The sequence below is a fragment of the Acidocella facilis ATCC 35904 genome, from assembly GCF_000687875.1.
In the GTDB taxonomy this organism is placed as follows: Bacteria; Pseudomonadota; Alphaproteobacteria; order Acetobacterales; family Acetobacteraceae; genus Acidocella; species Acidocella facilis.
The window spans coordinates 25,896-51,280 of sequence record NZ_JHYG01000011.1; the positions used below are offsets into that span (position 1 = coordinate 25,896).

Genomic DNA, 25,385 nt, shown 5'->3' on the forward strand with positions numbered 1-25,385 from the left:
CCGAGTCCGGAGCCTGACCCAGATTATGTCCGATACGCCGCAGCCGACCCCGCAAGACGATGCCTATGACGCCGCGTCGATCAGTGTTCTGAAGGGGCTGGATGCCGTCCGCAAGCGGCCGGGCATGTATATCGGCGACACGGATGATGGCTCGGGCCTGCACCATATGGGCTTCGAGATCATCGATAACGCGGTGGACGAGGCCCAGGCCGGCTTCGCCAGCCGGGTCGAGGCGGTGCTCAACGGCGATGGCTCGATGACCATTCGCGACGATGGCCGTGGCATCCCCACCGATATCCACCACGAAGAAGGCGTCTCCGCCGCCGAAGTGGTGCTGACCAAGCTGCATGCCGGCGGCAAGTTCAACCAGAACAGCTACAAGGTCTCCGGCGGCCTGCACGGCGTCGGCGCGGCGGTGGTCAACGCGCTGTCGGACTGGATGGAGGTGCGGATCTGGCGCAACGGCCAGGAGCATTTCATCCGCTTCGAGAACGGCAACACGGTGCAGCCTTTGAAAGTGGTTGGGCCGTCAGACCATCCCAACGGCACCGAGGTCAGCTTCAAGCCCTCCGCCGCCACCTTCACCCATACCGAGTTCGATTACGCGATTTTCGAGCGCCGGCTGCGCGAGCTGGCCTTCCTGAATTCGGGCCTGGCCATCGTGCTGCGCGATGAGCGCCACCAGCCCTTCCAGGAAAACCAGTTCCATTACGATGGCGGGGTGAAGGAATTCTGCCTCTGGCTGGACCGCGCCAAGACCCCGCTGCTGCCCGCCCCGATCACCGCCGCCAGCGAGGCGAAGGAGAACGGCATCAAGGTGGAGTTCGCCTGCATCTGGAACGATTCCTACCACGAGACCACGCTCTGCTTCACCAACAACATCCCGCAACGCGATGGCGGCACCCATCTCGCCGGCTTCCGTGGCGCGCTCACCCGCGTCGTCAGCAACTATGCCAAGAGCATGGCCGGCAAGAAGGATAATGCCGACATCTCCGGCGAGGATATGCGCGAAGGCCTGACCGCCGTGCTCTCGGTGAAGGTGCCGGACCCGAAATTCTCCTCCCAGACCAAGGACAAGCTGATCTCTTCCGAGGTGCAGCCGGTGGTGCAGGCGGCGGTGGCCGATGCGCTGAGCCACTGGTTCGAGACGCATCCGAAGGAAGCGAAGAACATCGTCCAGAAGGTGATGGACGCCGCCGCCGCCCGCGAGGCCGCGCGCAAGGCCCGCGAGCTGACCCGCCGCAAGGGCGTGCTGGACATCTCCTCGCTGCCCGGCAAGCTGGCGGATTGCCAGGAGCGCGACCCGGCGAAATCCGAGCTGTTCCTGGTCGAGGGTGACAGCGCCGGCGGCTCAGCGAAACAGGGGCGGGACCGCAAATATCAGGCGATTTTGCCGCTGAAGGGCAAGATCCTCAATGTCGAGCGCGCCCGCTTCGACAAGATGCTGAGCAGCGCGGAAGTCGGCACGCTGATCACCGCACTCGGGGCCGGCATCGGCCGGGGCGAGAGCGACCAGGGCGGGTTCGATGCCGCCAAGCTGCGCTATCACCGCATCGTCATCATGACCGACGCCGACGTGGACGGTTCGCATATCCGCACGCTGCTGCTCACCTTCTTCTACCGGCAGATGCCGCAGCTGATCGAGCAGGGCTATCTCTATATCGCGCAGCCGCCGCTCTATCGGGCCAAGCGCGGCAATGATCAGCGTTATCTGAAGGATGACGCGGCGCTGGAGGCCTTCCTGCTTGAACGCGCTCTGGGCGATTCGGTGCTGCATAGCGGCGGGCGGGATATTTCCGGCGATGAGCTGCGCGAGGCGGCGGTGTGGATCGGCCAGCTCGTGCACCGGCTGCGCGGCATGGAGAACACGCTGCCGCAGACCTATCTGGAGCAGGTTGCGATTGCCGGGCTGATGTCGCTCTCGGCGCTGAACGATGCCGGCAAGGATGCAGCTTTGGCCGCCCGGCTGAACGCGATTTCCCTGCCCAATGAGCGCGGCTGGGTCGCCACCTCGGACGAATATGGTCTGAAGATTGGCCGCACCGTGCGCGGTGTCGCCGAGCATTACACGCTGGATGCGGCGGTGCTGCGCACGGCCGAGGCGCGCTATCTGGCCGAGCGGGCCGAGCGCATGGCGGAATTGTTCAATGTCGACGCCACCCTGTCCATCGATGGCGGCACCGCGAAGCCGGTGTACGGCCCGGCGGCGATGTGGGATTCGCTGCTGGCGCATGGCCGCAAGGGGCTGGTGATCAGCCGCTTCAAAGGCCTGGGCGAGATGAACCCGGAAGAGCTGTGGGCGACCACTTTGGACCCGCAGGCGCGCCGCCTGCTGCAGGTGAAGATTGCGGACGCCGAGGGCACGGACCTGATCTTCTCGACGCTGATGGGCGACGTGGTGGAGCCGCGCCGCGAATTCATCGTCAACAACGCCCTCAAGGTCGCCAATCTCGATACCTGAGTTGTAAAAGTTTTTCGGGGTCTGGGGTGTTTTTTCAAAAACACCCCAGAAACGTTTGGGGCGTTGGCAACGACATTGCCAACGCCCCAAACGTTTTGCAGCCCTTTTTGAAAAAAGGGCTGCACCCCAAAAACTTTTAATACATATGCTGCCCGCCATTGATGGAGAGTGTCGAGCCGGTGACGAAATCCGCATCGTCGGCGGTCAGGAAGCACACCCCCCGCGCGATATCATCCGCCTTGCCCAGCCGCCCGCGCGGGATCTTGGCGATGATCTTCTCCAGCACATCCGGCGGCACCGCGCGCACCATGTCCGTATCCACATAGCCCGGCGCGATCGCGTTCACGGTCACCCCGTAGCGCGCGCCCTCCTGGGCCAGCGCCTTGGTGAAACCATGGATGCCGGATTTCGCGGCGGCATAGTTCACCTGGCCATATTGCCCGGCCTGGCCGTTGATCGAGCCGATATTGACGATCCGCCCGAACTTCGCCGCCTTCATGCCATCGAAGGTCGCCTTGCAGAGATTGAAGCAGGAGCCGAGATTGGTGTCGATCACCGCATCCCACATCTCGCGGCTCTGCTTGCTTAGCACCGCATCGCGGGTGATGCCGGCATTATTCACCAGAATTTCGATGGCGCCATGCTTGGCGGCAATCTCATTCACCGCGGCGACGCTCTGATCGTAATTCCCGGCATCGAACTTGATTACCTCGATCCCGGTTTCCTTGTGAAAGGCCTCGGCGGCTTCCGTGTTGCCGGCATAGCTCGCCACCACCAGCCGCCCCGCCTTCTGCAGCGCGATGCTGATCGCAGCACCGATGCCGCGCGTTCCACCCGTTACCAATGCAACTCGAGCCATTTGGACCTCCTCTTCTTTTTACGAATCCTAATCGATTATCGAGAAGACGCAAATGCCCGGCCTGACACCACCCTGCATTGAGCTTTGTCATGAAACGCCGCTCCAAGGCGGCGCATAATTTTTGAAATCTTTTGCTGCAATGCAGCAAAAACCGGATTCGGCTCAGTGCCCGCCCGGGGCCGCCGGTCCGCTTGGCCGGCGGATGAAGAAGGAGGCCAGCAGCGCCACCAGCATGCCGATGGCCAGCAGCCCGAAGGCATCGCCATAGGCGAAATAATTGGCTTGCTGCTTCAGCGTCTCGCCCAGCAGAATGATCGCCTGATGCCGCGCCGCCGCCGGATCTGACATGCCATGCGCCTCGAAATAATGCTGCATGGCGGCGATGGTCTGGCGCGTCGCTGGCTGCAGCAGGCTGACATGCTGGTTGATGATGAAAGAATGAAATTTTTCCCGGTTGGTGACGAAGGTCTCCACCACCGCCACGCCGATGGCCCCGCCCAGATTGCGCAGCATGTTGAACAAAGCCGAGGCCGAGCCCGCATCCTGCGCCGCGATGCCGGCGGTGGCGATCATGGTGATCGGCGGGAACACCATCGCCTGGCCGACGGCGCGGATCAAATTCGGGATCAAAAGCTGCGGGCCGCTATCATTGGGCCCGAGATTGAGGTTCCAGAGCAGGCTGACGAAGAAGAGCAGAAACCCCAAACTCAGCAGCCGGCGCGGGTCCACCCGCTTCATCAGAAAGGGCATGCAGGGGATGATCAGCAGCTGCGGCAGGCCGATCCAGGCCATCACCGCGCCGGACTGGGCGGCGCTGTAGCCATGCGCCACGGCCAGATAAAGCGGGATCAGATACACCGCCGAATAGAGCACGAAGCCCAGCATGAAATTGGCGATCGAGGAGAAGCCGAAATTCCAGCGCGCGAACAGGCGCAGATTGACCAGCGGCGTCTCGTTGCCCGGCCGCAGCTCCTGGACCAGGAACCAGACCAGCGCCACGGCGGAGATCACCGACAGCTTGGTGATGAAGCCGGAGCTGAACCAGTCATCCTTGTTGCCTTCCTCCAGCACGGTCTGCAGGCAGCCCAGCCCGATCGCCATGGTGAACACGCCGACCCAGTCGCCCTTCCAGAGCCGGTCCAGATGCATCGGCGCCGGCGAGAGCCCCCACATCAGCGCCGGCAGCATGATCGCGCCCGGCACCAGATTGAGGTAGAAGATATAGCGCCAGCCATAGGCATCGGTGATCCAGCCGCCGATGCTCGGGCCGATCGCCGGCGCGAAGGTCGCGGTCAGCGCGAACATCGAAAACCCGAGCGGCCGGGCGTGCGGGGGCAGCAATGTCAGCACGCAGACCAGCGCCAGCGGGATCAGCACCCCGCCGGAAAACCCCTGCAGCGCGCGCAGCGCCACCATCTCGGGGAAATTGGAGGTCAGCCCGCAGGCGGCCGAGAAAAACAGGAACAGCACCGCGTTGGCGATGAGATAGCGCTTCAGCGAGAAGACCCCGGCGAGCCAGCCGGAGAGCGGGATCACGATAATCTCGCCGATCAGATAGGCGGTGGAGATCCAGCCGCCATTATCCAGCCCGGTGCCGATGCCGCCCTGAATATCCGGCAGCGAGGTGTTGGTGACCTGAATATTGAGCACCGCCATGAAGGCGCCCAGCAGCGCCCCCATCACCGCGATCTTCGCCCGCAGCGGGACTGTCTCGGCGGCGGCGGCGTTCATGAGCCGCTGCGCGTATCGATATCCGTCTCCACCGACATGCCCGGCCGCAATTTGCCGATTTCCTGCGGGGTCAGATCGATCAGGATCTTCACCGGCACGCGCTGGACGATCTTGGTGAAATTGCCGGTGGCGTTATCAGGCGGCAGCAGCGCGAATTCCTGGCCGGAGGCCGGGTTGATGCTGTTGACATGGCCGCGCACCTTCAGCCCGGGGAAGCCATCGACATGGATGGTCACATCCTGCCCCGGATGCACATGGGTGATCTGGGTTTCCTTGTAATTCGCGGTCACATAGACCTGATCCAGCGGCACCACCGCCATGATCTGCGTGCCAGGCTGCAGATAATCCCCCACCGCCACGGTCTTGTTGCCGATCACCCCGTCGAAGGGGGCGCGGATATCGGTATGTTCGAGATTGAGCTGGGCCTGGGCCAGCTGCGCCTGGGCCTGCGTCACCGCCGCCTGCGCGCGCTTGAGCTGGGCGTTCAGCACATCCACCTGGCGCTGCGCGCCCTGCAGGCCGGCATTGTCGGCGGCAAGCTCCGCCCGGGCGGTCTGCACCGAGGTGTCGGCCTGGTCGATCGTCTGCACCGGCGCCGCGCCGGAGCTGGAGAGGCGGCTATAGCGGCGCTGATTCTGGGTGGCGAAGGCGAGGCGGGCCTGATCGCCCTGCAGGGCGGCCTGGGCAGCGGCGATCTTGGATTGCTGCAGGGCCAGCAGGGCCTGGTCATTGGCCACATCCGCCTCGGCGGCGGCCAGCGCGCCTTGCGCCCCCTGCATCGCATTGCTGTAATCGCGCGGGTCGATGCGCGCCAGCAGCTGGCCCTTGGTCACCTCCTGGTTCTCATTCACCGCCACGTCCGCGACATAGCCGCTGACCTTGGCGGCGATCAGGCTGGAATCCGCGGCGAGATAGGCGTCATCGGTGCTGACGATATATTGCCCGACCAACAGGTAATTGACGATCCAGAGGCCCAAGGCAACCAGCACGACAACAATACCGGCGCCAACCAGAAGGCGGCGCCGGGAAGAGGAAGAAGATGTATCCGGCACGTCATCCGACTCACAAAATGTGCAGCCAGAGATAGAGCCTTAAACCGCAATTACAAGATGGTGAGAAATTCTGACAGACTTGCCGAATCAGAGCTTCTCAACCTGCCCATATTCGAGATCGACAGGGGTGGAGCGGCCGAAAATCGAGACAGAGACCTTAACGCGCCCCTTTTCCTCGTCCACTTCCTCGACGACGCCGTTGAAGCTGGTGAAGGGACCATCGGCCACGCGTACCTGCTCGCCCACCTCGAAGATGACAGCCGGACGGCGCTGGTCGGTGCCTTCCTCCTGCTGCTTCATGATGCGCTCGGCTTCGGCATTGGTGATCGGGCTCGGCTTGTTCTTGCTGCCCAAAAAGCCGGTGACGCGCGGGATATCCTTGACCAGATGCCAGGTGTCATCGGTCATATCCATGTTGATCAGGATATAGCCGGGGAAGAATTTGCGCTCGGTATTCACCTTCTGGGCGCGCCGAACCTCGGTCACTTCCTCGGTCGGCACCACGATGTCGCCGATATGATCCGCAAAGCCCTTCAGCTCCGCCTGCTCTTTAACCTGCTGGGCGATCTTTTTCTCGAACCCGGAATAGACGTGCAGGACGTACCAGCGCTTGGCCATCGAATCTTCCTTAATCTCAGGCGCCGAAGAGGGAGCGCATGCCAAAGCCGATCAGCGAATCGACGCCGAGCAGCAGCAGGGCCATGATCACCACCATCGCCAGGACGAGGCCGGTGAGCTGCACCGTTTCCTTGCCGGAGGGCCAGGTGACACGATTCGCCTCGGTGCGAACCTCGCGCGCGAATTTCAACACGTTGAACGCCAAGACGGACCACTCTCCAAAAACTGCAAAATGCTGGGATAGGGATGGCAGGGGCGGAGGGTCTCGAACTCTCAACCTCCGGTTTTGGAGACCGGCGCTCTAGCCAATTGAGCTACGCCCCTATCCGTACCAGCATGGAAGCGCCTTCCACACTTTGCAGCGCCGGATGTCAAGTCCCCGGCCTGTCCGTCGCGCATTTTAAACCGGTTCCGGTCTCCCGGAGGGCTAAAATCCGCGCTTTGGAGCGGGTGACGGGAATCGAACCCGCACAGCCAGCTTGGAAGGCTGGGACTCTACCATTGAGCTACACCCGCTTGCGCGCCCCATGGTTAAGCCAAAGCGGGGCTGGGAGGCAAGGGCGGGGGGCTCAATGCGGCTGTCCGGCCAGAATCCGCCGGGCGGCGCGTTTCAGCTCCAGAAATTCCGGGCTGGCCGTCATGTCCCAGCCGCGCGGGCGCCCCAGCTTCACCGGCGCATCCAGGCAGACCCGGCCTGGCCGCGCCCCCATCACCACCAGCCGGGTGCCGAGCATGATCGCCTCGTCGATATCATGGGTGACGAAGATCACGGTGGCGCGAATCCGCTCCCACAGCTCGGTGAGGAATGCCTGCATGGTCTCGCGGGTCTGCGCGTCCAGCGCGCCGAAGGGCTCGTCCATCAGCAGCACCCGCGGATGCATCACCAGCGCCCGGGCGATGGCGACGCGCTGCTGCATGCCCCCGGAGAGCTCATAGGGGCGATGATTTTCAAACCCCTTCAGCCCGATCAGCTCGATCACCCGGTCCACCTCCCGCCAGGGGATGTTGGAGCGCCCGCGCAGCCTTAAGCCGAAGGCGATATTGTCGCGCAGGCTCAGCCACGGATAGAGCCCGGCCTTCTGGAACACCACCACGCGCTCCGGGCCGGGGCCGGTGATCTCCTGGCCATCGAGCGTGATCCGCCCGGTGCTCGGCGCCTCCAGCCCCGCCAGCATGTTCAGCAGGGTGGATTTGCCGCAGCCCGAGCCGCCGAGGATGGTGACGAAGCTGCCATCCTCGACGGTGAGCGAGATCTCATCCAGCGCGCGTACATCCTTGAAGCTTTTGGTGACGCGCGCGATCTCGATCGGCATGGACTATTGCGCCGCTTTCGCCGCGAAGCTGGCATCCACCGCCGCGCCGGGGTCTTTCAGCGGCGTCATGATGCGGCCGATCTTCATCAGCACGTCGGAGGTGGCCGACAGCGTCTTGCCGGTGGCGGAGGACGCGCCACCGCCCATCACATCCGCGCTGCCCTGGTCCTTGGCCGAGAAGATCTCATAGCCTTTCAGCTCGGTGGCGGCGGTCTTCTCATCGATGCCGGCCTGCTGGGCCATGATCGCCAGCGCCTGTTGCGGGTTCTGTTTGGTGTAGGTCACCCCCTCATCCAGCGCCTTGATGAACTGCACGGTCAGGTCCGGATGCGCCTTCACCCAGTTGGTGTTGGCGATGCAGATATTGTAGGAGGAGGCGCCGCGCGGCAGGTCCGCATCGGTCTTCAGCACTTTCGCGCCCTGAGCCTGCAACGCATCGAACACCGGATCCCAGACGATGGCCGCGTCGATCGCCTTGGTGGTGTAGGCGACCCGCATTTCCGGCGGCGACATGTTGATCTGATGCACGGCGTTGAAGGGAATGCCGGCCTGCGCCAGGAAGGTCGCCAGCTCAAAATTCGCCTGCGAGCCTTGCACGATGGCGATCTTCTTGCCCTTCAGGTCGGCGATGGAATTGATCCCCGCTCCCGGCCGCACGGCGATACCGGCCGCCGAAGTATAGCGTTCCTGGTTATAGATGATCGCCAGCGGCAAGCCTTGCGTCAGCGCCGCGACGAAAGGCGGCATACCCAGCCCGCACATGAATTGCAGCGAGTTGGAGGCCAGCGCGCTCATCGCCGCCGGTCCGGAATCGAAATATTTCAGCGTCACGTTGGCATCGAGGTCTTTCTGGAAAAGCCCCTGGCCCTGGCTGACCATATAGGGATCAGCGCCGTTATTCTCATAGCCGATGACCACATCCGGCTTCGCGGCCAGCGCCGCTCCGGCGCCCAGGCCAAGGCCCGCCGCGCCCAGAAGTGCCGCCCGTAAGATTCCTAACACCATGATGCCCCCTTGCTTGTTTGAAATTTCACTCACGCCCGCGCCAGGGCACGATGCGCGCCTCGACGAGCCGGATCACCAGCTCCATCGCATAGCCGAGACTGCCGATGACGATGATGCCGGCGATGACAACCGCAACCTGCAAGGCCTGGCCTGCATATTGCACGAGCCAGCCGAGCCCCTGATCCGCCGCGATCAGCTCCGCCGCGACCAGGCAGGACCAGGCGACGCCAATGCCCACCCGCATCGCGGTGAAGATTTCCGGCAAGGCCGAGGGCAGCACGACGAGATTGAAAATCTGCCGCGGCGTGGCGCCCAGCGTGCGCGCCACCGCCAGGCGCAAGGGCGGTGTCGCCTTCACCCCGGAGATGGTGCCGATGATGATCACCGGGATGGTGCCGACCAGAATCAGCAGCACCTTCGGCAGTTCGCCAATGCCAAACCACACCACCAGCAGCGGGATATAGGCCAAAGGCGGCACCGGGCGGATGAATTGCAGAAACGGATCGATGATGCGGAAAACCAGATCCACCCGCGCCATCATCAGCCCCAGCGGCACGCCGATGGCGACCGCGCCGAGAAAGCCGATGGCCACACGCAGCGCGCTGGCGCCGATATCCAGCCAGATCGTGTGGCCGCCATAGCCGATGGTGAAGAGAATGACGAAAGCCTGCCAGACCGCGCCAGGCGAGGGCAGGGCGACAGGCGGGAAAAGCCGCAGCAACGAGGCCGCCTCCCACAGCGCGAGCGCCACCGCCAGTACGATGATCGTGGTCAGCCCGCTCGCATGCGGCAACCGCGCGCCCAGGGCGAACACCGATTCCCGCTCAGTCTTGGCCATAGGAAGCTTTCACGGAGGCTTGTTTAAACATTGTGCAAAGACCTCCGAGTGTCACGCTCATGCCGTCAGCATTGCCTGAATTTTCGGCTGATACAAGGCGAAATGGCGGCTGAACGGGGTGTGGTGCGCGCGCTCATGGTGCCAGTTATAAGGTTTTTATGATGCCAGCGATGCAATGAAGGCGCCTCTGCCAGGCAGGGGCGCCTTCGCGTGGCTCAGTGGCGCATCGTGCCGGTCTCGATGAAGCGCTGATGCCAGGACAGCGCCTCCCCCGGCAGGCAAGGCGATTGCTGGCCATAGGAAAACCGGCGGGCGCGCTGGTAATAATCCTGCAGCAGCGGCCGGTAATCCGGATGCGCGCAATTCTCCATCACCAGCTTCGCCCGCTGCTTCGGCGACAGCCCGCGCAGATCCGCCAGCCCCTGCTCGGTGACGATCACCGCCACATCCTGGGTGATATGGTCCACATGCGCCGCCAGCGGCACGATCGAGGAAATCGCCCCGTCCTTCGCGGTGGAGGGGGTCATGAAGATGGAGATGTAGGCATTGCGGGCAAAATCCCCGGAGCCGCCGATGCCGGTCTGGATCCGGCTGCCCATGATCTGGGTGGAATTCACATTGCCGTAAATATCCGCCTCGATCAGCCCGTTCATCGCGATGCAGCCAAGCCGGCGCACCAGCTCCGGATGGTTGGAAATCTCTTGCGGGCGCAGGATCATATGTTTGCGGTACTCGGCCATGTTATCATTCATCCGCTCCGCGGCCGTCGGCGAGAGCGAGAAGGCGGTGGCCGAGGCCAGGCGCAGCTTGCCGCTATCGAGCATGTCCAGCATCCCGTCCTGGATCACTTCCGTGTAGGCGGTGAGGTTCTCGAAGCGCGATTCATTCAGCCCGGCCAGCACCGCATTGGCGATATTGCCCACCCCCGATTGCAGCGGCAGCAGATGCTCCGGCAGCCGGCCCATCTTCACCTCATGCTCCAGGAACTCGATGAGATGCCCGGCAATCGCGTTGGCGGTGGCATCGGGCTTGGCGAAGGGCAGGTTGCGGTCCGGCGCATTGGTCTCAACCACCGCGATGACCTTCGAAGGGTCGCATTTCAAGGTCGTCTGGCCGATCCGGTCATCCGGGCGGATCAGCGGAATCGGCACCCGGTTCGGCGGCAGCGCGGTGCCGTAATAAATGTCATGCACCCCTTCCAGCGCCTCATTCTGCCAGTGATTGACCTCCAGAATGATTTTCTCCGCGCGGTCGACCCAGGTTTTGGAATTGCCGACGGAGGAGGAGGGGATCAGCGACCCATCCTCGGTAATGCCGACCACCTCGATCAGCGCCACATCCAGCTTGCCCAGAAACCCCTGCCAGGCCATCGGCGCCACCTGGCTCAGATGCATGTCGAGATATTCCATCTCGCCCTTATTGATCTTCTCACGCGCGATCGGGTCGGAATTGAAGGGCAGCCGGAATTCGATGCCATCGGCCTTGGCCAGGGCGCCATCCAGCTCCGGCCCGGTGGAGGCGCCGGTCCAGATCTTCACCCGGAAGGGGTTGCCCCCAGCCCGCGCCGTCTCGATCCGCCTGGCCAGCGCCTGCGGGACCGCCTTGGGATAGCCCGACCCGGTAAAACCGCTCATCCCCACCGTACAGCCGGGCGGAATCAAAGCCGCCGCCTCGTCGACGGACATGAGTTTCTGGCGCAGTTGCAAGGATCTGATACGGGTCGTCAATTTATTTCCTCCTGGATTGATCGCCGCCTTTGCCGGGGCGATCATGCCGCAGGCGGCACCTTCGCGCGCCCGGTCGGCATCCGGCGGTCATGGGCTGATCGGCTCGGCCCTGTCCATTTCCCGGGGGCGGTGAAGGACAAGCTGTCTCGGAACGGGACGAAATAGGTCAAAAATCGTAGGCCAGACGACTTAACCTTCTGAAACTTATTGTGATTGACAGCAAAGAACCCTGGATTACCTGCGTAAACTCGGATAATAATTCCTAAATTTGTGTAATTTATAGCTCAGCTTGGGGCGGGGCGTGTCTTTTTTGGAGTGCGGCTGTGGTGTGGCTTGCGTGCAAAAGCCTGAAATCGCTAGCCCGGGACCGGTCCGCCGGCCCCGCGACGGAATTCGCCCTGATCGGCAGCGTGTTTTTTTTGATTCTCGCCGCCATTTTCACCCTGGGGCTCGACATGTACTGGCAGATGACCCTCGACACAGCCTTGCAAGGCGCGGTCCGGCAAGTACAAATTGGCAAAATTACGTCTGGCGCGGGGTTCGCCAGCGCGGTTTGCCAACCCATGGCACTGATCTCCGGAGGATATTGCGCGAATAATCTGCAATATTCGGTGCAGGGCGGCACCTATTTCGGCAGCACGAGCGATAGCGGGTCGATCTTGGGCCAAGCCGGGAGCCTGACGACAACTGGGCTTTCGAGCAAGACGAATTTCGCCGGTGTTTCCTCCTCCTCGGCTACCGCCACCAGCCCCACCGCGTCGCAATTCTTTTTCGCTCAAGTAGCGCTGCCTGTCCCTTTCAGCTTTGACGCGGCGCTAAGCCGGGTAGTGACGCAAAACGGCACCTCTTATATTTACTCGGCCGCCTCAACGGATAGCGAGCCATGAGGCGCCGCGGTTTTTTCAACGACCGGCGCGGCGTAGCCGCAGTCGAGTTCGCGTTGATTTTTGCCTTTTTCCTGCTGCCGCTGTTCATCGGCCTTATCGAGATCGTGACCCTGTACCGGGCTCAAGAGAAGCTCAATGCCTTCGTCATCAACCTGGCTATGATGGTCTCGGTGGAAACCCCTTTGCCGGCCTCGAATAATATTTTCACCCTGCCCGCCACCGGCACCAGCGCCACTTCGCTGCAGGATGCCTGTAACGGCGCCGTGGCGGGGTTTGCCCCCTATCCCGCGAATGGGCTGACGGTACAGATCGCCAGCGTGACTTTGGAAGCAGGCCCGGGCGGCTTGCCCAAGCCCAATACGTCTACCTCCTTCGTGTATTACAGCGGGGGCAAAGTGTATGACCAATGGGAGCAGGATTTTACCGTCTCCGCCGGCAGCTGTGCCAGCAGTACGACCAATGCCATCGGCACAACCAGCAATACAAGCTATACAGGTGGTCCGGCGATCAACCTCGCAACCAGCAACCCGCCCAGCACCGCCGGCGGCGGTTCTGGCGGGCTGGTGCAAAGCCCGTGCGACAATGCGCTTATCGTAAAGGCGCAGATCCCTTATCCCGGCCTGCTCGGGTTGATTTTGACCAACCGAATCACCCTCACCCAATCTGCTTATATGCGCTGGCGCTACGCCAGTACCGAAACCGAGCTGCAATGCCCGACTTGCACGGTGAGTATCAATAATACCGCCAATCTGGCTGCCTCGGGGGCGGCCAGATATCAATCCTGTAACGCCAACAACACCAGCGCCACGAACTGAGGAGATGCGCGCCATGCTGAGCCGGCTGTTCAGACGTTTATTTGCAGATCGTAAAGGCGCCACCGCGCTCGTCGTGGCGATCACGCTGGTGCCGATGCTGCTGGCCTCCATCACCGCCGTCGACATGGCACGTATCAGCGCCGCGCGCACGGTATTGCAGGCAGCGGTGGATTCCGCCGCCATTGCCGGCGGCGGCGTGTATGGCACCTCGGGGTCCAACACCTCGGCAATCAGTGCCGCCCAGGCCAGCTATGCCGGTTCGACCGCGACGCTCGGCGCGATGACCTCGAGCCTGACAACCAGCAGCGACAGCTCCCTGGTCAGCACCTATTGTATCGCCAGCGCCAATGTTAGCTGCTCAGGTGTTGCCGCTGACAGCTCCGGCAGCTGCCCCACCGCCTATCAATATTGCGTGGTGGTGGCCGCGAAGCTGTCGCTCAACAATATTCTGCTCAACTGGCTGGTGCCAACCACGTGGCTGACGGCCAAAGGGGTAGATAGTGTTGGGACCGTCAGCTACCAGGTCACGAATTCCAGTTTCTCGGGCACCATGGTCGGTTCGGCCTTTGATAAAAGTGATATTCTGACTTACATCGTGCCAACCAACAGCAGCGGCTCAGCAGATTTCGGCACGGTGCCGCAGGCCAACAGCGCTTGCACCACAGGCGTGATCGCCTCCACCGCATCTTCGGTGGCCGTGCCTTCCGGGACGGGCTGCAACTACGCGCTGGTTGGCTCCTCCTATGGCTCCTCGGCCACCGGCTCTCTCACCCTCTCTGGTGGCCAATATGTTGCCTTTGCCTTTGCCAACCTCACCGGCGGCACCACCAGTTTCGGCAATGATGGCGGGGTGCAGTATTACGACAACATCACCGTAAACGGCACCACTTACTCCAATGGCGCGTGCTATAATTACAATGACGGCCGAATCTACAACCAGTCAGTCTCGGACTGTCAGGACAACAACAATTACTCGTTTTCCGGCGAATGCCCGGTGCACAACCTGTTCATGAGCTTCACCCAGGGAACCGGCGCGCCGAAGGCTGATTCGCTTAATATTTATTCCTCCGCCTATGAGATGCTGGGCTACCCTCCCACCTATGGCACCAACCACGCCTTAACCAGCTTCTCGAATACGATTTATCCATATGGCTACGCCGTGACCGTCCAGTGTCCACGCTGGCCGACCAGTGCTGGCGCAGCTGCAACTGACGGCGACGGCAGCCAGGTTCCGGCTGATACCAACATCACTGCTTACGCAACTGATTATCCCGGCAAGGGGGTCACTGACAGCACGGGTTTGTTGACCTATCCGCCGCCGTTGCAGAGCAGTTGCTCCCCGGCCGCTTCCTATCCGGCTTCGGGAAATCAAAGCGTCTCCAGCGATTGGTGGGGGTGGAACCCGCCCAACCCGAACTCAACCACGACGCTATATCCGTTGAGTGGGAATTCCTATAACGCGTCCTTCTGCACCAACCAGCCGACAATCACGTCGAACAACGTGACCAGCTACGATCCAAGCTATAATGATTGCGCCCTCGCGATCCAGCCGCTTGGGCTATATTATCCGCCGGCCAGCGGTAGCACCACCAACCAGAATTCCAGCACCAACGTGCCGGAGGTCACCACCACTTATAACGGCGTGACCACCACCGGCGCGGCGCTTCCGGACTACTATATCGTCATACGGAAGACCAATGACCCTTCCGCAGCAATCATAGGTCTCGATCCGGTCTACGATAATCAAAATGGCGTTTCCGGCGGCCTGGTGTATCAGGATTCCAATCCGGGGGTGATCACCAATACGCTGAATGGCTATGACGGAAACATAAAAGTCACGTACACGAAAGACGCCAACGGCAAGGTTACCGGCGCCACGGTCACCGACAAGGATAGGGCCGGCTTCTACCCGCCTTATGACAATTCCAGAAATCATGCTTACAAGAGTTACCAAATCACCGATGGCAGCTATGCCGGTGACTATGCTTTCCTGGAACGGCCTTCACCGCACGATTCCGGCTCCACGGCCTATGATCAAACACTGCCGCCAGAAGCGTCCCTGCGCTGTTTCAACCCGCAGCAAAACGGTTACACGTCGTCGACATTCACAGTCAGCAACAATAATAATGGCTCGCCGGTTGATCCACTGTCCAATCCTGAGCTGGGTGCCATCGAGTGCAGCGCCAATCAGAACCAGTCCTTCGCGATCTACTGGAACGATATGGGCGGGTATGAGAGCGATAATATCATCTACTGGAATGCCGCCACTGTGTTTACCTGTCCGGCCGCCACATCCAGCTACGGAGCCGGCTCGCCCTCCATCCTCAGCGGGTGAGGCGGCGCGGGAGAGCTCCGAAGGGCGGGTCTTCAGCGATGTCTCTCAGCTGGTACGGACGGCCGGAATCGAACCGGCACGGGATTGCTCCCAACGGATTTTAAGTCCGTTGCGTCTACCAGTTTCGCCACGCCCGCACGCCGCCTGTTTACTCGTTCTGGCGGCGCGGTCAAACCGGTGGTTGACGTCGCCCCCTTCCTCTTGGCAGCAGGGGAGGGATGCCCAGCCCGCCCAAGCCCCCGCCAAAGCCGTCGCCCAAGCCGGGTCCTAAGCCGGGCCCCAAGCCGCCCGCGAAGCCCGCGCTGCGGCCCTCGCCGCAGCTGGTCCGGCGCGCCCGGCATGGCTGGGCGGCCACCCGCCTCCTGGTGATTTTGGCCATATGGGGGGCGCTGGCCTGCTTTCTGGTCGGGCTCTGGTTCACCTGGGATTTGCCGAATCCGGCCATCGCGGTCACCCAGACCCGCCGCCCCGCCATCCGCCTGCTCGACCCGCAAGGCCATCTGCTCGCCCGGTTCGGCGATGTCTCCGGCCAGGTCGTGCTCCCCGCCGCTCTCCCGCCTTACGTCCCCGCCGCCTTCATCGCCATTGAGGACCGGCGCTTCGCCAAGCACGGCCCGTTCGATTTCATGGGTATTTTCCGCGCTTTGGTCTCGGACGTCCTCCACCGCCGGGTGGTGCAGGGCGGCTCGACCCTGACCCAGCAGGTGGCGAAAACCCTGTTCCTCGGCAACCAGCGCACGCTGCGCCGCAAAGTGCAGGAGGCGGTGCTGGCGCTGTGGCTCTGGCACCATTACAGCCGCCAGGAGATCCTCGGCATCTATCTCAACCGCGTCTATCTCGGCGAAGGCGCCTACGGGATTGACGCCGCCGCTAGGCTCTATTTCAACGAGCCGGCCAGCCGGCTCAGCATCGCCCAGGCCGCCATCCTGGCCGGGCTGCCGAAGGCGCCCTCCAGCCTCAACCCGCTGGTCAATTCCCAGGCCGCCGCCAACCGCGCCACCCAGGTGCTGGATGCGATGGTCTCAACCGGCGCGATCTCGCCCGAGCAGGATAACGCGGCCGCCGCCCAGCTGGCGGACGCCGCCTCGCCGATCTCGCGCACCTCCTGGTTCGCGCTCTGGACCATGCAGCACGAGGCCGATCTGATCCCCGAAGGCGAGGACATCGCCTTCACCACCACCATGTCGACGGGCCTGCAGACCGCCGCGCAGGCGGCCCTGGATTCCACCATCGCCGAACAGGGGGCCAAATATCGCGTCTCCCAGGGCGCCATCGTCGTGCTCGATGCGCGCAGCGGCGCGGTGCGGGCGCTTGTCGGCGGGGTGGGGGACCTGGAGGGCTATAACCGCGCCGTGCTCGCCCGCCGCCAGACCGGCTCGGCGATCAAGCCGGTTGTCTGGCTGGCCGGGCTGCTGGCCGGCATGTCGCCGAACGACACGGTTTTGGATGGCCCGCTCAACATCCATGGCTACCGCCCGCATGACGATGAAGCCTATCACGGCGAGGTCAGCCTGACTGAGGCCCTGGCGGATTCGATGAACACCGCCGCCATCCGCATCTTGATGCGCGCCGGCGGCCCGCGCCGGGTCATCGCGGTGGCGCGGTTGCTCGGGCTGGATGATCATTTTCCCAAGGACGCGACGATGGCGCTGGGCACCGGGGCGGTCGGGGTGCTGCAACTCGCCAGCGCCTATGCGGTGTTTTTCAATGGGGGCGAGCGTGTCACGCCTTATGGTGTCACCGCCATCAATGGCGCGCCGGCCCATATCGAGGCGCCGGTGCCGGTGGTGCCAGCGGGCGATGCGCAGGCGGTGGCGGGGATGATGCGCCAGGTCGTGCTCTCCGGCACCGGCCGCGTGGCCTTTATTCCGGGCGTTTATACGGCGGGCAAAACCGGCACCACCCAGGATTATCGCGATGGCTGGTTCGTCGGCTACGCCAAGGGGGACATCATCGCCGTCTGGCTTGGCAATGATGATAACAGCCCGGCGGAGAAGCTGTATGGCGGCACGCTGCCGGCGGAGATTTTCAAGGAAATTGCGGGAGCTTTATAAAAGTTTTTTGGTGCCGCTTTTTTCCAAAAAAGCGGCGAAAACGTCTGGGGTGGTGGCAATGCTGTTGTCACCACCCCAGGCGTCCTTGGGAACTTTTTGAAAAAAGTTCCCAAACCCTCAAAAACTTTTGCAACCTTAAGCCGGCTTGGCGTCGTCCTCGTCCATGTCGCTCTGGTCGGTCTCGAACAGATCCTGCAACTCCTTCGCCGCCTCCTGCGCCGTCTGGATCAGCCTTCCCTCGTCATTCCCGTAAGCGTAGGTCTCGTGCAGAATCTGGTCGTCATGCCGGCGGAACAGCTCAATCGCGCGTTTCGCCTGCGCCTCCGGCACATCCAGCGCCTCCAGCACAATCTCCGTCAGCCGCAGCGAGGAAAAGAACGTCTCACGCACGAAATGGTCCACCCCGGCGCCCATCAGCGCATGCACATGGTTGCGGTTGCGCGCCCGGGCGATGACACGCAGCTGCGGGAATTTCCGCCGCACCATCTCCGCCACCCGCACGCTGGCCTCCATATCGTCCAGAGCGATCACCAGAACTTTCGCGCTCTCCGCCCCGGCGGCGCGCATCAATTCCTCACGCGTCGGGTCGCCATAGAACACCCGCACCCCGAAGCGCCGCACGAAATCCACCTGGGTCGAGCTGCGATCCAAAGCGGTGTAGCGGATCTTCTGCATCGCCAGCACGCGTCCGATAATCTGCCCCACCCGCCCGAACCCGCAAATGATCACCGGCGAGGCCTGCATGTCCTCCAGCTTGTCGTAAGGCCGCGCCTTCTTGGCTTCCAGCTTCGGCTGCACGAAGCGCTCGGAGAGGGTGAACAAAATCGGCGCCGCCAGCATCGAGAGCGCGATGACGAGATTGGCCTCCGCCGCCAGCTCCTTCGCCAGCGTCCCCTGCGCCACCGCGGCGGCGAACAGCACGAAGCCGAACTCACTGCCCTCCGGCAGCACGGTGGCAAAGCGCAAGGCCGCGCCCTTGATGCCCCGGCGCAGATAGGACACCCCGTAACCGATGCCGGTTTTCACCGCGACCAGGCCGATCACCAGCCCGGCAATCTCCAGCGGCTTATGCAGCAGCAGCCCAAGATCCGCCGACATGCCGACGGACATGAAGAAGAATCCCAGCAGCAGCCCCTCGAACGGTTCCACATCCGCCTGCAGCTCATGCCGGTAATCTGAATCAGAGACCACGACCCCGGCCAGAAACGCGCCCAGCGAGGCCGAAAGCCCGGCCCATTCCGCCAGTGCCGCGGTGCCCACCACCAGCAGCAAGGCGGTGGCGGTGAACACTTCCGGCACCTTGGCGGACGCGACCATCCTGAACAGATAGGGCACCAGCAGATAGCCGCCGGCGAGAATCCCCGCCACCACCGCCGCCCCGCGCGCCACCGCGATCCAGGAGAAATGCGCCGAGCCGCCGCCGGCCAGGATCGGCAGCAAGGCCAGCACCGGAATCGCCGCCATATCCTGGAACAGCAGCACGGCGAAGGCGTCGCGGCCGGGAATGGTGGGCAGCAGATTGCGCTCGGAGAGCAAAGGCAGGGCGATGGCGGTGGAGGAGAGGGCGAGGCCGATGCCGAGCACCAGCGCATCCAGCGCCGGCACGCCAAAGGCCATCGCCGCCCCGGCCAGCACGGCGGAGGTCGGCAGCATCTGCGCTGCCCCCAGCCCGAACACCGCCTTGCGCAGCACCCAGAGACGATGCGGGCGCAGCTCCAGCCCGATCAGGAACAGCAGCATGGTCACGCCGAGTTCGGAGACATTGCTGATCTGATCGACATTATAGACGAGCCCCAGCACCGAGGGGCCGATGATGACACCGGCGGCCAGATAGCCGAGAATGCTGCCCAGCCCCGCATAGCGCGAGAGCGGCACGGCGAGGACGATGGCGGCGAGCAGGATCAGCAGGGTCGTGAACATGCTGAATATCTTACCGGAACTCGCCGGATAAAGCCTTGAACAAATTTGTAAAAGTTTTTTGGTGCCGCTTTTTTTCAAAAAAGCGGCGAAAACGTTTGGGGTGGTGGCATTGTCGTTGCCACCACCCCAAACGTTTGTGGGGACTTTTTTCAAAAAGTCCCCACACCCCCAAAAACTTTTAAAAACTAATTCAGCGCCCCATCGCCGCCAGCATGAAGCGCTGCTTCAGCCGGGGCAGGCGTTCCACCGCCGCCAGGCCGAGGTCGCGCGCCAGCCGCACCGGCGGGAAATTGGTCGAGAACAGCCGGTCCAGCGCATCCATGCCCAGCAGCATCGCCATGTTCACCGGCCGCTGCTTCGCCTGATAGGCGCGCAGCACCGATGAAGCCCCCGGATCCTGCGCTGGCGCCGCCAGCTCCAGCAGCGCCGCCGCATCCCGCAGGCCGAGATTGAGCCCCTGGCCGGCGATCGGGTGCACGCCATGCGCCGCATCCCCCACCAAAGCCAGCCTTGTATCGTAATAACGCGACGCGTACATCGCATAGAGCGGATAGAGCCAGCGCCGCCCGGCCGGGCGCAGCGCCCCCAGCCGGTTGCCCAGCCGTGCATGCACCTGCGCCAGCAGCGCCGCATCCTCCATGCCATAGAGCAACTTGGCGTTTGCGTCGCTCTCGGTGAAGACGATGGCGGAGACGTTGGGGTGCTCATCCGTGCCGGTCATCGGCAGCACCGCCAGCGGCCCCGCCGGCAGGAAATGCTCCAGCGCCACATTGTCATGCGGCTTTTCATGCGCCACCGCGAACACGACGGCGGTCTGATGATAAGGCAGCCGGGTCACGCTGATCCCTGCCTGCTGGCGCAACGGCGATTGCCGCCCCTCCGCCGCCACCACCAGCCGCGCGGTGAAATGCTCCTCGCCGACGCTGATCTCCACCCCCTCCTCATGCCGGGTCACCCGCGCCTGCGCCGGGGCGCGGACGATCACCTCGGACTCCGCCAGCGCCGCATTCAGCGCCACCCGCACCGAGCGCGCCTCGACGATCCAGCCAAATGGCTCGTCGCCGACAGCGCGATGGTCGAAATGCAGCTTCAAAGGGGAGGGGGCGCGGCCGGGCTTGCCGTCCGTCACGTCGATATCCTTGATCGGGCAGGGCGCGAAGGGCAGGCGGTCCCACAGCCCGGCCTCCTGCAGCAAGGGCCGGCAGCCCTGGGCGATGGCATAGGCCCGGCCATCGAAATCCGGGTGCTCCATCGGTTTCAGATCGGCCGTATCGACCAGTAACACCTTGCGGCCCCGTGCCGCCAAGGCCAGGGCCAGCGTGCCGCCCACCGGGCCGGCGCCAATGACCGCGATCTCGCATGTTTGCGTCATGAGCCGATCTTGCCAGAAAATCCGGCGGCGGGAAACCGGCCCCTCCAGCGGAAACATTTCGGCATCAACATAACGCGCCGTTCATCCATTTCGTGCAGTGAAGAAAAATTGAACAGGTTTGTGCCGTTAAATTAGGCAGGCTCATTTCGTTCACCTGCCTCGCCGCCGCCCGGCGCCGCGTGCAGAGCCATGAATTGCCCGGCCCCCTGGTCCGGTATCCGCGCCGCCTGCTCTGGCACGCTCCTTGCTCAGCAGTGATTTGCCTATCGCACTGAGCTGTCATGATCACGCGCTACCGGCCTGTTGGGCTCCAGGCCACAAGGTAGCGCCATGAGGAACGAGGACTTGATGACGAAAAGATCTCTTTTGGGCGTGCCCGCGGGCCTTGGCCTGGCAGCGTTTGGCTGCGCCCCCGCCCTGGCGCAGACGGCCGCTCCGACCCCGACCCTGAATTCGGGCGACACCGCCTGGATGCTGACCTCTTCGGCCATCGTGCTGATGATGACCATCCCGGGCCTGGCGCTGTATTATGCCGGCCTGCTGCGCAAGAAGAACATGCTGGCGATGCTGATGCAGATGTTCTTCACCACCGCTCTGGTCACCGTTCTGTGGTGCATCGTCGGCTACAGCCTGGCCTTCACCGCCGGCTCCGGCCCGCTCGCCGGCGTGTTTGGCGGCTTCTCCCGCGTGATGCTGCAGGGCACCGGCCTCAACGGCCTCTCCGGCACCATTCCTGAGACCGTGTTCGCGTTCTTCCAGTGCACCTTCGCCATCATCACCCCGGCGCTGATGCTGGGTGGCCCGGCTGACCGTCTGAAATTCTCCTCCTCCATGGTCTTCGTCGGCGTCTGGCTGCTGCTGGTCTATTGCCCGATCGCCCACATGGTCTGGGGCCCCGGCGGCTTCCTCGGCAATCTCGGCGTGCTCGACTTCGCCGGCGGTACCGTCGTGCATATCGACAGCGCCGTCCCCGGCCTGATCGCCGCCATCATGGTCGGCAAGCGCTCCGGCTATGGCCGCGACAACATGGCCCCGGCGAATCTGGGCTATGCGATGGTCGGCGCCGCGCTGCTGTGGGTGGGCTGGTTCGGCTTCAATGCCGGCTCCGCGCTCACCGCTGGCGGTCAGGCTGGCATGGCCGCGATCAACACCCAGCTCGCCACCGCCGCCGCCGTGCTCTCCTGGGTCATCGTGGAATGGATGGTCAAGGGCAAGCCGAGCCTGCTGGGCGCCATCTCCGGCGCGGTCGCCGGCCTCGTCGCCATCACCCCGGCCTGCGGCTTCGTGCCGGTCGGCGGCGCGCTGGTCATCGGCCTGGCGGCTGGCGTGGTCTGCTTCTGGGGCGTCACCGGCTTCAAGAACATGTTCGGCTATGATGACGCGCTGGATGTCTGGGGCGTGCATGGCCTCGGCGGCATCCTGGGCGCGCTGCTCACCGGCGTCTTCGCGGTGGCGGCTGTCGGCGGCACCGGCCATTCCGGCCTGATCGACGGCAACCCGAAGCAGATCCTGATCCAGGCCGAGGGCATCATCGTCACCATCGTCTACGATGCCGTCATCTCCTACATCATCCTGAAGCTGATCGACCTGACCATGGGTCTGCGCGTCTCCAAGGAGGACGAGATCGAGGGTCTGGACATCACCCAGCATGGCGAGGTCATCCAGCACGGCTGAACCGCCTCGGATCACCGCCCGAAACAGCCCTCCCGGCGCGAGCCGGGAGGGTTTTTCTTTGCCCGCGATGATCTGGATCAAGGGAGAGGCGGATTTTATTTGCTCTCACAGTGCTTTTTGGGTGGGCAGGGCATGAGCGAGGCAACACAGCTTGATTATTACGAACGCGCCGGGGGCGCTGACGGGGTGCGCGCCCTGGTCGAGCATTTCTATGCGGTGATGGAGAGCAACCCCGCTTACAAGAAACTGCGCGACATGCACGCGCCGGATCTGGGGCCGGTCTGCGAGGATTTCATCGGCTTTCTCACCCTCTGGCTCGGCGGCCCGCGCGACTGGCTGGCCCAGCGCGGCGGCTTCTGCGTGATGAGCCGGCATGCGCCGATGGGCATCACCCCGGAGACCGCGCGGCAATGGCTGGCGGCGATGGATGAGGCGCTGGCGGCGCGGTTGACCGACACCGCCCTGCGCGCGAAAATGGCCGAGGCGTTCGCCCGTCTGGCCGATGGCATGCTCCGCATGACGCAGGCCCGGCGCGCGTGACCGCCATGCCGCGTTGATCAGCCCTCTGCCGGGGGCGAAAGCAGGCGGTTTGGGAACAGGCGCGTTATTCTTCCCGTCCCTCGCCGGGTTGCTGCCGGGGACGTGAAGTATTATGCACGCGCCGATCATCGAGGATTGGCAGAGTATGGCGAGCATTGCGGGTAATTCGGGCAACGAGGCGGCGCTGGCCCGCCAGGCGGCGCTGCTGGCGCAGGAGCCGGGCGAGGACCGGGCGATGGCCAACGCCATCCGCGCTCTGGCGATCGACGCCGTGGAAGCCGCCAAATCCGGCCATCCCGGCATGCCGATGGGCATGGCCGACGCCGCCACCGCGCTCTACCGCAAATTCCTGAAATTTGACGCCGCCGCGCCGGACTGGTTCGACCGCGACCGTTTCGTGCTCTCCGCCGGCCACGGCTCCATGCTGCTCTACGCGCTGCTGCACCTCACCGGCCATGAGGGCATGGGCATCGAGCAGCTCAAATCCTTCCGCCAGCTGCATTCCCCCGCCGCTGGCCATCCCGAATATGGCGAGCATCCTGGCATCGAGATGACGACCGGCCCGCTCGGCCAGGGCTTCGCCACCTCGGTCGGCATGGCGCTGGCGGAGCGCATGCTTGCCGCGAAATTCGGCAAATCCCTGGTCGATCACCGCACCTGGGTGATCGCTGGCGATGGCTGCCTGCAGGAAGGCGTCTCGCACGAGGCGGCGGCGCTCGCCGGGCATCTGAAGCTGAACAAGCTGACCGTGCTGTGGGACGATAATTCCATCTCCATCGACGGCGCCACCAGCATGTCCACCTCCGAGGACACGCTGAAGCGCTTTGCCGCCTATGGCTGGGCGACCAAGCGCATCGACGGCCATAATGTCGAGGAGCTGACGGCGGCCCTGGCCTTCGCGCAGAAATCCTCGAAGCCGACCATCATCGCCTGCAAGACCATCATCGGCTTCGGCGCCCCGACCAAGGCCGGCACCGCCGGCGTGCATGGTTCCGCCCTGGGCGGCGCCGAGGCGGAAGGGGCGAAGAAGGCGCTGGGCTGGAACCATCTGCCCTTCGTGGTGCCCGAGGAGATCTACACACCCTGGCGCGAGGCCGGCGCGCGCGGCGGTGCCGCCCGCCGCGCCTGGCTGAAGCGCCTGGCCAAGCATCCGATGCGCGCCGAGTTCGAGCGGGTGATGGCCGGCAAGCTGCCCGAGGGCTGGGCCGAAGCCATGTCCGCCTACAAGGCCAGCCTGGCCGAGAGCAAGCCCAAGCTCGCCACCCGCCAATCCAGCCAGAAGGCGCTGGAAGTGCTGGTGAACGCGCTGCCGGAGTTGGTCGGCGGCTCCGCCGATCTCACCGGCTCCAACCTGACTCTGATCAAGGGCATGGGCGATGTGCTGCCCGGCGAATATGGCGGCCGCTATATCTATTACGGCATCCGCGAATTCGGCATGGCGGCGGCGATGAACGGCATCGCGCTGCATGGCGGGCTGATCCCTTATGGCGGCACTTTCTTCGTCTTCTCCGACTATATGCGCCCGGCCATCCGCCTCGCCGCTTTGATGCACACCCGCGCCATCCATGTGCTCACGCATGATTCCATCGGGCTGGGCGAGGACGGCCCGACTCACCAGCCGATCGAGCATCTGGCTTCCTTGCGCGCCATGCCGAACGTGCTGGTGCTGCGCCCGGCCGATGCGATGGAAACCGCCGAGGCCTGGGAAATCGCCATCAAGAACGCCAAGGGGCCGAGCCTGCTGGTGCTCTCCCGCCAGGCCGTGCCCGCCTTGCGCGACGCCGCCAACGGCAACAAGACCGCCCGCGGCGCCTATGTGATCGCCGAGGCCAATGGCAAGCGCGCCGCCACCATCATCGCCACCGGCACCGAAGTCTCGCTGGCCATCGCGGCGAAGAAGACGCTGGCGGCGCAAGGCATCGAGGTCGCGGTGGTCTCCGCTCCCTGCTTCGAGCTGTTTGCCCAGCAAAGCGCCGAGTACCAGAAAGAGGTGCTGGGCGATGCCCCGCGCATCGGCGTGGAAGCGGCAAGCGGCTTCGGCTGGGAGCGCTGGCTCGGCGCTGACGGAATTTTCATCGGCATGACCGGCTTCGGCGCTAGCGCCCCGGCGGAAATCCTGTACGAGCATTTCGGCATAACGGAAGCGGCAATCGTGGCCGCCGTTAAGAAAGAAGGAAACTGAAC

Annotated in this window: 19 protein-coding genes and 3 tRNA genes; 8 read left to right on the forward strand and 14 right to left on the reverse strand. The window is 63.7% G+C overall.

Annotation, left to right across the window (positions count from 1 at the left end):
- Nucleotides 1-25 precede the first annotated feature (25 nt).
- Nucleotides 26-2,461 (forward strand): DNA topoisomerase (ATP-hydrolyzing) subunit B, encoded by a 2,436-nt coding sequence (gene gyrB / locus T331_RS0113385; protein ID WP_026440385.1) that lies wholly within the window; start codon nucleotides 26-28, stop codon nucleotides 2,459-2,461.
- A gap of 136 nt (nucleotides 2,462-2,597) precedes the next feature.
- Here gyrB and phbB read toward each other — a convergent pair whose 3' ends face one another.
- The 11 genes from phbB to T331_RS0113440 form a co-directional block, all read right to left on the reverse strand.
- Nucleotides 2,598-3,320 (reverse strand): acetoacetyl-CoA reductase, encoded by a 723-nt coding sequence (gene phbB / locus T331_RS0113390; RefSeq protein WP_008492177.1) that lies wholly within the window; start codon nucleotides 3,318-3,320, stop codon nucleotides 2,598-2,600.
- 162 nt (nucleotides 3,321-3,482) lie between these two features.
- Nucleotides 3,483-5,051 (reverse strand): MDR family MFS transporter, encoded by a 1,569-nt coding sequence (locus T331_RS0113395; protein WP_008492179.1) that lies wholly within the window; start codon nucleotides 5,049-5,051, stop codon nucleotides 3,483-3,485.
- A complete protein-coding gene (locus T331_RS18400) occupies nucleotides 5,048-6,040 on the reverse strand; it encodes an HlyD family secretion protein (protein ID WP_035180180.1) in 993 nt (330 codons plus the stop codon). Before T331_RS18400 ends, T331_RS0113395 begins: the two co-directional genes overlap by 4 nt.
- Nucleotides 6,041-6,190: 150 nt before the next feature.
- Entirely contained in the window at nucleotides 6,191-6,721 is a 531-nt protein-coding gene (nusG, locus tag T331_RS0113405) for a transcription termination/antitermination protein NusG (protein WP_008492181.1), read from the reverse strand.
- Nucleotides 6,722-6,737: 16 nt separating this feature from the next.
- Nucleotides 6,738-6,926: a preprotein translocase subunit SecE gene (gene secE / locus T331_RS0113410; protein WP_008492182.1), complete on the reverse strand. Its 189-nt coding sequence runs from the start codon at nucleotides 6,924-6,926 to the stop codon at nucleotides 6,738-6,740.
- Between the two features lie 42 nt (nucleotides 6,927-6,968).
- A tRNA-Trp gene (locus T331_RS0113415) sits at nucleotides 6,969-7,045 on the reverse strand.
- Between the two features lie 118 nt (nucleotides 7,046-7,163).
- Nucleotides 7,164-7,237 (reverse strand) — tRNA-Gly (locus T331_RS0113420).
- Nucleotides 7,238-7,290: 53 nt separating this feature from the next.
- Nucleotides 7,291-8,034: an ABC transporter ATP-binding protein gene (locus tag T331_RS0113425; RefSeq protein WP_026440387.1), complete on the reverse strand. Its 744-nt coding sequence runs from the start codon at nucleotides 8,032-8,034 to the stop codon at nucleotides 7,291-7,293.
- Between the two features lie 3 nt (nucleotides 8,035-8,037).
- Complete coding sequence (locus T331_RS0113430; protein WP_026440388.1) at nucleotides 8,038-9,039, reverse strand: taurine ABC transporter substrate-binding protein; 1,002 nt, start codon at nucleotides 9,037-9,039, stop codon at nucleotides 8,038-8,040.
- Between the two features lie 25 nt (nucleotides 9,040-9,064).
- Nucleotides 9,065-9,877: an ABC transporter permease gene (locus T331_RS0113435; protein WP_051622376.1), complete on the reverse strand. Its 813-nt coding sequence runs from the start codon at nucleotides 9,875-9,877 to the stop codon at nucleotides 9,065-9,067.
- Nucleotides 9,878-10,092: 215 nt separating this feature from the next.
- Nucleotides 10,093-11,604 (reverse strand): acetyl-CoA hydrolase/transferase family protein, encoded by a 1,512-nt coding sequence (locus tag T331_RS0113440; RefSeq protein ID WP_026440390.1) that lies wholly within the window; start codon nucleotides 11,602-11,604, stop codon nucleotides 10,093-10,095.
- Nucleotides 11,605-11,927: 323 nt separating this feature from the next.
- Here T331_RS0113440 and T331_RS0113445 point away from each other — a divergent pair, with 323 nt between their 5' ends.
- The 3 genes from T331_RS0113445 to T331_RS0113455 are packed head-to-tail and all read left to right on the forward strand — an operon-like array spanning nucleotide 11,928 to nucleotide 15,641.
- The gene (locus T331_RS0113445; RefSeq protein WP_026440391.1) at nucleotides 11,928-12,491 is read left to right on the forward strand and encodes a TadE/TadG family type IV pilus assembly protein; all 564 of its coding nucleotides are present in this window, start codon (nucleotides 11,928-11,930) and stop codon (nucleotides 12,489-12,491) included.
- Complete coding sequence (locus tag T331_RS0113450) at nucleotides 12,488-13,306, forward strand: TadE/TadG family type IV pilus assembly protein (RefSeq protein ID WP_026440392.1); 819 nt, start codon at nucleotides 12,488-12,490, stop codon at nucleotides 13,304-13,306. The genes T331_RS0113445 and T331_RS0113450 overlap by 4 nt, the downstream gene beginning before the upstream one ends.
- Before the next feature lie 13 nt (nucleotides 13,307-13,319).
- Nucleotides 13,320-15,641: a TadE/TadG family type IV pilus assembly protein gene (locus T331_RS0113455; RefSeq protein WP_162173908.1), complete on the forward strand. Its 2,322-nt coding sequence runs from the start codon at nucleotides 13,320-13,322 to the stop codon at nucleotides 15,639-15,641.
- A gap of 50 nt (nucleotides 15,642-15,691) precedes the next feature.
- On the opposite strand, the gene T331_RS0113460 is transcribed toward T331_RS0113455, so the two are convergent.
- Nucleotides 15,692-15,778, reverse strand: a tRNA-Leu gene (locus T331_RS0113460).
- Nucleotides 15,779-15,859: 81 nt separating this feature from the next.
- On the opposite strand from T331_RS0113460, the gene T331_RS18405 reads away from it, so the two are divergent.
- Nucleotides 15,860-17,695 (forward strand): transglycosylase domain-containing protein, encoded by a 1,836-nt coding sequence (locus T331_RS18405; RefSeq protein ID WP_051622378.1) that lies wholly within the window; start codon nucleotides 15,860-15,862, stop codon nucleotides 17,693-17,695.
- A 135-nt stretch (nucleotides 17,696-17,830) separates the two neighbouring features.
- On the opposite strand, the gene T331_RS0113470 is transcribed toward T331_RS18405, so the two are convergent.
- Together T331_RS0113470 and T331_RS0113475 are read right to left on the reverse strand one after the other, a co-directional pair.
- Nucleotides 17,831-19,615: a monovalent cation:proton antiporter-2 (CPA2) family protein gene (locus T331_RS0113470; protein ID WP_026440394.1), complete on the reverse strand. Its 1,785-nt coding sequence runs from the start codon at nucleotides 19,613-19,615 to the stop codon at nucleotides 17,831-17,833.
- Nucleotides 19,616-19,805: 190 nt separating this feature from the next.
- On the reverse strand, nucleotides 19,806-20,987 hold the full coding sequence (locus T331_RS0113475) for a UbiH/UbiF/VisC/COQ6 family ubiquinone biosynthesis hydroxylase (protein ID WP_026440395.1): 1,182 nt from the start codon (nucleotides 20,985-20,987) through the stop codon (nucleotides 19,806-19,808).
- A 348-nt stretch (nucleotides 20,988-21,335) separates the two neighbouring features.
- On the opposite strand from T331_RS0113475, the gene T331_RS0113480 reads away from it, so the two are divergent.
- The 3 genes from T331_RS0113480 (at nucleotide 21,336) to tkt (ending at nucleotide 25,383) form a co-directional block, all read left to right on the forward strand.
- Entirely contained in the window at nucleotides 21,336-22,661 is a 1,326-nt protein-coding gene (locus tag T331_RS0113480; RefSeq protein WP_051060135.1) for an ammonium transporter, read from the forward strand.
- Nucleotides 22,662-22,793: 132 nt separating this feature from the next.
- Complete coding sequence (locus T331_RS0113485) at nucleotides 22,794-23,201, forward strand: group II truncated hemoglobin (RefSeq protein ID WP_026440397.1); 408 nt, start codon at nucleotides 22,794-22,796, stop codon at nucleotides 23,199-23,201.
- Between the two features lie 145 nt (nucleotides 23,202-23,346).
- Complete coding sequence (gene tkt, locus T331_RS0113490) at nucleotides 23,347-25,383, forward strand: transketolase (protein WP_026440398.1); 2,037 nt, start codon at nucleotides 23,347-23,349, stop codon at nucleotides 25,381-25,383.
- Nucleotides 25,384-25,385: the final 2 nt, after the last annotated feature.